Here is a 6,221-nt window from a genome sequence, read left to right as displayed (position 1 = left end):
ATAAAATAAAAATATAATTATATTGTTGTTTTTATTGGTTAATATTGTTTTTAGGTTTTGTTAGGTCTGAGGCGTTTTATGATGTGATCTAGCTCAACAAATCATTGGTTTTTATCTTTAAACTTAGTCTTGCTCAAATTAATTATATCGCTAGCTGAACTGCCAGGTTCGACTGCAACATATAAAATAATGATGATTAGGAGTGGGACAATGAAACAGGCTAAATACAAGATAGCAGCACTAAGTGTGCTAGTTTGTCTTGGCATTGTTGGCAATGCAACAGCTGCTGGTGGCAAGTATAATAGTTTGCCAGAAATGGGTAAGACAGCACAGAAAGTTATTTCAAATCCAAATGGAGATGAAGAATCAAAAGGCGTTAAAACGCTACAAGATTATATTGTTCAAGAACAAGAACTTTTTGATTATTTATTCCAGAACCATCCAGTATTTAAATACCATGAAGAAGGTAACTTAGTGGGTGATTACCACATTAGTGATCGTGGTGAAGAGTATTTAGATACAGGTAATAGCCCTAAATATAGCAAACGTGTGGGTCGTCCAAGCGCTGTCCAATATCGTTTAGGTGCTAAATCAATTCTTGATTACCCAAACAAGTTTGTTGGACCTGAAAAATGTGGTGAATGTCATGCTGTCCAATACGAAGCATGGAATCGTTCTCGTCACTCTAAAACAATTCGTTTCCCTGGTGAACATCCAGAAGTGGATAACGATTTGAACAAGACCATGTACAACACCAAAGATACCTCTATTTTGGCTGATGGTATTACGCCTGACATGATCTACGCAACTGTGGGTACACCACGTACTAAATACGGCTTCATTGATGCATGGTTAGTCCGTGGTACTTACCATATTCGTGACGGCTTATTGAGAGATGGCAGCGGTAAAATGGTCGCTGGTGGTAACCAATTCTCACGTGGTTGGGCTGAATGGTTAACACCTGAAATGGCTGCCAAAATTAACGCAGTTATCCCAGAATTTCCTGAAACTAACGATGGTAAAGCATTTGGTTTAAGTGGTTCTCACCAAGTGGGCATGAGCTCATACGGTGCGAAGTATGAAAAAGAAATGTTGTTCCAACCTGCAAGCTCTTACTGTGAAGTGTGTCATAGCTTCAAGTTCGACTTCGAAACTAAAGATGAATACTTAGCTGCTTTAGGTGACCCTAAAAAACTACAAGAACATACCATTTCTAAAGGTATTGCTTGTGAAGAATGTCACGGAGCAGGTGGTCATCTCGATGGTGGTAATGGCGGCGGAATGCCTTCGAATTGTGAACGTTGTCACCAACGTTTTAACTTCGTTGATGAGCTAGCTGATACAGAAGAAGGCCAAGATAAACTTGAGTATGCTTTTGGTGTGAAAATGAAGTCTGCATGTCCATCATGTGGTACTGAAGGTTCGCAAATGTTCGCTTCTATGCATTATGAAAAAGGCATGCGTTGTGCGACTTGTCATGATCCACATGAAGTTACAAGCAACGATTGGAAGTCTGGTTATACCAAACCGAAAATGAAGAAAGAGTGTTCTGACTGTCACGCAGCGCAAGCTGAAATCGCAGCAAACACTAAGACTCATAGCGACCAAAGCTGTACAAGTTGTCACATGCCTAACATGGGCAGTTGTGAAAACTTCACCGCAATGCAGTTCCCTGATCAAGCTGGTTTCGACGCGGTTCGTAAGTCGCACATGTGGAAGATTGAAATCGACCCAACTCAGAAGACATTGAACCCACCAGAAGGCAAACCTCGTGAATCTACTGTGAAAGGTTGGACTGTTGCGAAGAATGCTAATGGTAATAACTACTTAGATTTAATGTGGTCTTGTGCTCGTACTGCTATCTCTGATGATAATGTCGTTAATGGTAAAGGTTGTCACAGTCAGTTCCAATCAGAACTTGATCCAAGCCTACACTACGAAGATCAACAAGAGATCTACGGTGAAGTGATGAAGTTCCAAACGCCTATCAAAGAAACTTACGCTCAAGTTGTCGGCGCTCTTGACACTATCGACCAATTATTAGAAGTGACTAAGTTATCTGTTGAAGATAAATCACAAGTTCTTCTATTGGCTGATAAAGCACAAGATGCAGTGACGCTGCTTGAAAAAGATGGTTCTTGGGGTGTCCATGGTGCGCGTTATACCCATAAACGTATTGATGCAGCACTCACTTACGTGACTCAAGCTCAAGCCATTATTAATGGTAAAAAAATGTAAAACCCTAATGGCTACTCACGTATGTGAGTAGCCATTTTTTAATAACTCGGCGTCAGCCGATGCCGAGATATTTTGAGAGAAAACCATGAAAAAACTACTTAGCAAGATTTTGATTTCAGTATCGTTGTTCGTCGCAGTGCAAGCACAAGTGTTTGCTGGTGCGGGTGGGGATCTCATTCCAATTCCTATTAATGACATTCAGCTTAATCCGATTTCAATGCGTGAAGCTGAGTCGTTAGTGGGCAATGAAGATGTTTATTTTTTTGATGTAAACACATTGGAGTTATGGGCTGAAGGGTTTATCCCTGGTGCGGTGTACTTCAACGTGAAGAACTGGAAAAAGTTACTTCCAAAAAATAAGGATGCGGTGATGGTGTTCTACTGTGCTAACACTTTATGTACTTCAAGTGCGATGGCTGCACGAGAAACAGTAAAACTAGGTTACACAGGGGTTAGACATATGGCCGATGGAATTTACGGCTGGCGATTGTCAGGAAGAGTAACAGAATTACCTTAACCATTTTATTACCTATTTAAGACCTGATGATGTGTTGTCGCTGGGTCAATCTATTTTCCAAGAGAGAGTGCCAAATGAAATTATTAAAGAAAAGTACCTTAGCCATTGCAACGTGTATGACATTGGTTTTATCAGTAGGCAGTTTTGCTGCTCAAAATGTAGAAAGCGATGTTGAAAAACAGTCTTACAGCATGGGCGCTTCTATTGGTAATTACCTATCAAGCCAAATTTATAACCAAACAGAGCTTGGCGCTCAAATTAATGTTCAATTGGTGATTGATGGTGTGATTGATGCGCTTAAGAATGAACAAAAAATGTCTGATGAAGATGTGCTGACTTACTTAAACGATCGAAGTGAACTACTTAATTTATTGAGTAGCCAAAAAATGCAACAAATTGCCCTTGAAAGTAAAAAAGCCAGTGATGCTTTCTTAGTTGAAAACAAAGCGAAAGATGGCGTTAAGGTGACGGGTTCTGGCTTGCAGTATGAAGTGATAAAAATGGGTGAAGGCAAAAAACCTAACCCTGAAGATGTGGTAACGGTGAAGTACAAAGGCACATTAGTTGATGGGACTGTATTTGATGAAACGACAGATCCAGTTCGTTTTGCATTACTGACAGCCATTGCTGGTTGGGAAGAGGGTTTACGCTTGATGCCTGAAGGCTCAACCTTTCGTTTTGCCATTCCATCTGAGCTAGCGTATGGCAAAGACGGTGCTGGTGATATTCCTGGTGATACCGCATTAATTTTTGAAGTGGAATTAGTTAAATCTGAAGCGCCGAGTGAAAACGCAAAAGGTATGGGCCTAACAGGTATGGGCATGAACGGCATGATGGGCTCTCACTAAGCTTTTACTAACAACAAGTTGTCATTGAACGTTTGGTGATAACTCATTAATTAAATTCAAGAAAGAAGAGACGCTTATGAATATTCTGGCCTTAGGTATAGCAGTATGTCTGAGTATATTTATCGGACTCTTCTGGATTCATCACAGTGTATATAACCGTAATTTGAGCAGCACTGTGATGAAACAAGCCAATAAAGTGGCTGACGGTAACAATGGCGAGCATTGCCTTAAATATGATGAATTTAAGCTTGCTGGTTCTTATCAAAGTCCATTATGGATGTCAGTCGCTGTATTGATTTTTTCGTTATCTATATATGCCAGTGGAGGACATTTCCAAGGTTGGGATAAAGGTCAGGTAGATGAATCGGTGGATTACTTGATTGCAGCCAGTATTACTAAAGGGCGAGATCAAGTTCAGCAACAACCACAAAATGAATTAGCGCTTATTTCGTTAGCACAATCATTTGCAGAAGGCGGTTTATATGCTGACTCTGTGACGACGCTAGATCAGTTAATTGAGCTAGTGGGTGCTGATGCTGAGTTATTAGGCATAAAAGCGACATCAATGTATTACCGAGATAGTCGTCAGTTTTTACCTGAGACCAAAATGGTCATTGATACAGCGTTGAGTTTTCAACGTGATGAGCTTAATACCAGATTGCTACTCGCAACAGATGCTTACCTTAAGGGTGAATATGTTGACGCGATAGATCACTGGCGCATCTTACTGACCAATCAAACTCAATCTTTTAATAGACAATCTATTAATAACGCAATTATGAAAGCCGAATTTAAATTAGATGAATTGAGTCGATGATTCGTCATTTGAATTTGCAGCGAACCAATAAATACCAGTCAGCGATAGCTGCACTAGGGAGGATGTTGTGAGTGAAAATATAGAAAGACGGAGGTTTCTAAAAGGTATTGGAGCTGCTTCTTTAATTCTGGGCCCTATGGGCTGTACTTCAGTTAAAGATGACAACGAAGATGCTAACAAACCTCATTACGTTATGGTGTTTGATCAAAATAAATGTGTCGGTTGTGGTGAGTGTAAAGAGGCATGTAATGTCGCGAATAACTTACCTGACGGCAAATCAAGAATGTTGATGGAACATCAATCTGGCGGTGTTGAAGGGCAAGCATGTCCACATTGTGGCAAAGAAGAGTGTAACTGCGAACGTAAGTTTGTACGTGTTTCTTGTCAGCAATGTAAAAACGCGCCATGTGTCAGTGTATGTCCTACAGGTGCGGCACATAAAGATCCTAAAACAGGGATCGTCACCATGGACGCAAGTAAATGTGCAGGTTGTAAATACTGTATTGGCGCCTGCCCATACAATGCACGTTTTATTAATGAAGAAACTGATGTGGCTGATAATTGCGATTTCTGTTTAAACAGCAAATTATCAAAAGGTGAGTTACCAGCTTGTGTACAACAGTGTAAATATGATGCGTTGATCTTTGGTGATGCAAACGATCCAACCTCATACGTTAATAAATTATTAGCGGTGAAAGACTCTGTGCGTATGAAGCCTCAATTTGGTACTGAACCAAGCCTTCGTTACATTCCAGTTGTTAAGTTGGGGGTATAAGATGGACGGTTCAATGGAGTTTACCATGGGGCTATCTGAAGGGGTTGCATGGCCTTGGCCAATTGCTGTTTACCTTTTCTTAGCCGGTATTTCAGGTGGTTCTTTAGTGGTTGCTTTAGCAATTCGCTTTTTTAAAGGCCAAACTGAAACTACCCCACTGTATAAAGCTGCCAGCTTAATCTCGTTTGTGACGATTGCACTGGGTATGTTATGTCTGGTTTTAGACTTAACCAACCCATTGTTCTTCTGGCGTATCTTGGTGTTCTACAACTTCACATCTGTGATGTCAGTAGGGGTTATCGCTTTATGTGTGTACATCCCACTTACGGCAGTGTTGTGTCTTTATGCCTTTGAAGATGAAATCAAATCGATTCCAGCATTAAGTTTCTTGCTACCTATTATTAATATGCTTAAACCAGTTCGCAAACCTTGTGAAGTGACTGTATTAATTTTAGCGGCATCTGTATGTGCTTATACCGGTTTCTTGATTTCAGCGTTGATCCGCTTCCCACTGATTAATACTGCAGTTTTACCAGCGCTATTTATAGCGTCAGGTGTCTCAGCAGGTGCGGCAGCATCAAAAATGTTGTCGGTATTCTTGTTCAAAGAAGACATGCACAGCAGTGAACTTAAAATCCTTCATGGGGCTGAATGGCCAATCATGATTGCTGAAATTTTGTTTATCTGCATGATCGCAATGTCGCTTGCAACGGGTAATGCTGGTGCGCAATCAGCTTTTGAAGCATTTACCGCTGGTGTATGGGCAAATCTATTCTGGATTGGTGTTGTAGGTGTTGGGTTCTTAGGGCCTATCTTGCTTAACTTCGCCACAGGTAAAACCTTTAGCCATTCAGCTAAAGCATTTTACTTATCAGGATTTTGTGCCATTAGCGGCATGATGTGTTTACGCATGTTTATCCTGTATGCAGGACAAACATACGCAATTTAGTGTTGCCAGAATCACCCTTAAGCGCATATGTCTTCCCTTAGTCATTTTTAAGGGTGATTCTTTTTACTTTGTAGAGC

Annotated in this window: 6 protein-coding genes; all 6 read left to right on the top strand. The window is 40.6% G+C overall.

The window, feature by feature from the left end; all coding sequences use genetic code 11:
- The first annotated feature begins 210 nt into the window (after positions 1–210).
- The 6 genes from AB4153_RS04605 to nrfD all read left to right on the top strand — a co-directional run bounded on the left by AB4153_RS04605 (position 211) and on the right by nrfD (position 6,144).
- Positions 211–2,238 carry a cytochrome C gene (locus AB4153_RS04605; RefSeq protein WP_303517013.1) on the top strand — a complete coding sequence of 676 codons (2,028 nt, stop codon included), beginning with the start codon at positions 211–213 and terminating at the stop codon, positions 2,236–2,238.
- An 85-nt stretch (positions 2,239–2,323) separates the two neighbouring features.
- Complete coding sequence (locus AB4153_RS04600; RefSeq protein WP_102440243.1) at positions 2,324–2,755, top strand: rhodanese-like domain-containing protein; 432 nt, start codon at positions 2,324–2,326, stop codon at positions 2,753–2,755.
- Between the two features lie 74 nt (positions 2,756–2,829).
- The gene (locus AB4153_RS04595) at positions 2,830–3,603 is read left to right on the top strand and encodes an FKBP-type peptidyl-prolyl cis-trans isomerase (RefSeq protein ID WP_371996514.1); all 774 of its coding nucleotides are present in this window, start codon (positions 2,830–2,832) and stop codon (positions 3,601–3,603) included.
- A gap of 76 nt (positions 3,604–3,679) precedes the next feature.
- Complete coding sequence (locus tag AB4153_RS04590) at positions 3,680–4,420, top strand: nitrite reductase (protein WP_371996513.1); 741 nt, start codon at positions 3,680–3,682, stop codon at positions 4,418–4,420.
- A 67-nt stretch (positions 4,421–4,487) separates the two neighbouring features.
- Entirely contained in the window at positions 4,488–5,195 is a 708-nt protein-coding gene (locus tag AB4153_RS04585; protein ID WP_102475886.1) for a 4Fe-4S dicluster domain-containing protein, read from the top strand.
- A gap of 1 nt (position 5,196) precedes the next feature.
- Positions 5,197–6,144: an NrfD/PsrC family molybdoenzyme membrane anchor subunit gene (gene nrfD, locus AB4153_RS04580; protein WP_102528043.1), complete on the top strand. Its 948-nt coding sequence runs from the start codon at positions 5,197–5,199 to the stop codon at positions 6,142–6,144.
- The last annotated feature ends 77 nt before the right edge of the window (positions 6,145–6,221 follow it).

The sequence above is a fragment of the Shewanella sp. 10N.286.52.E4 genome, from assembly GCF_041468785.1.
Classification (GTDB): domain Bacteria; phylum Pseudomonadota; class Gammaproteobacteria; order Enterobacterales; family Shewanellaceae; genus Shewanella; species Shewanella electrodiphila.
The sequence above is the reverse complement of the archived record's forward strand: the minus strand, read 5'-3'. Positions and strand labels throughout refer to the sequence as shown.

Excerpts from the sequence above, each read along its gene's own strand:
- AB4153_RS04595 (WP_371996514.1), top strand. The coding sequence starts at position 2,830 with ATGAAATTATTAAAGAAAAGTACCTTAGCCATTGCAACGTGTATGACA.
- nrfD (WP_102528043.1), top strand. The coding sequence starts at position 5,197 with ATGGACGGTTCAATGGAGTTTACCATGGGGCTATCTGAAGGGGTTGCA.
- AB4153_RS04605 (WP_303517013.1), top strand. The coding sequence starts at position 211 with ATGAAACAGGCTAAATACAAGATAGCAGCACTAAGTGTGCTAGTTTGT.
- AB4153_RS04590 (WP_371996513.1), top strand. The coding sequence starts at position 3,680 with ATGAATATTCTGGCCTTAGGTATAGCAGTATGTCTGAGTATATTTATC.
- AB4153_RS04600 (WP_102440243.1), top strand. The coding sequence starts at position 2,324 with ATGAAAAAACTACTTAGCAAGATTTTGATTTCAGTATCGTTGTTCGTC.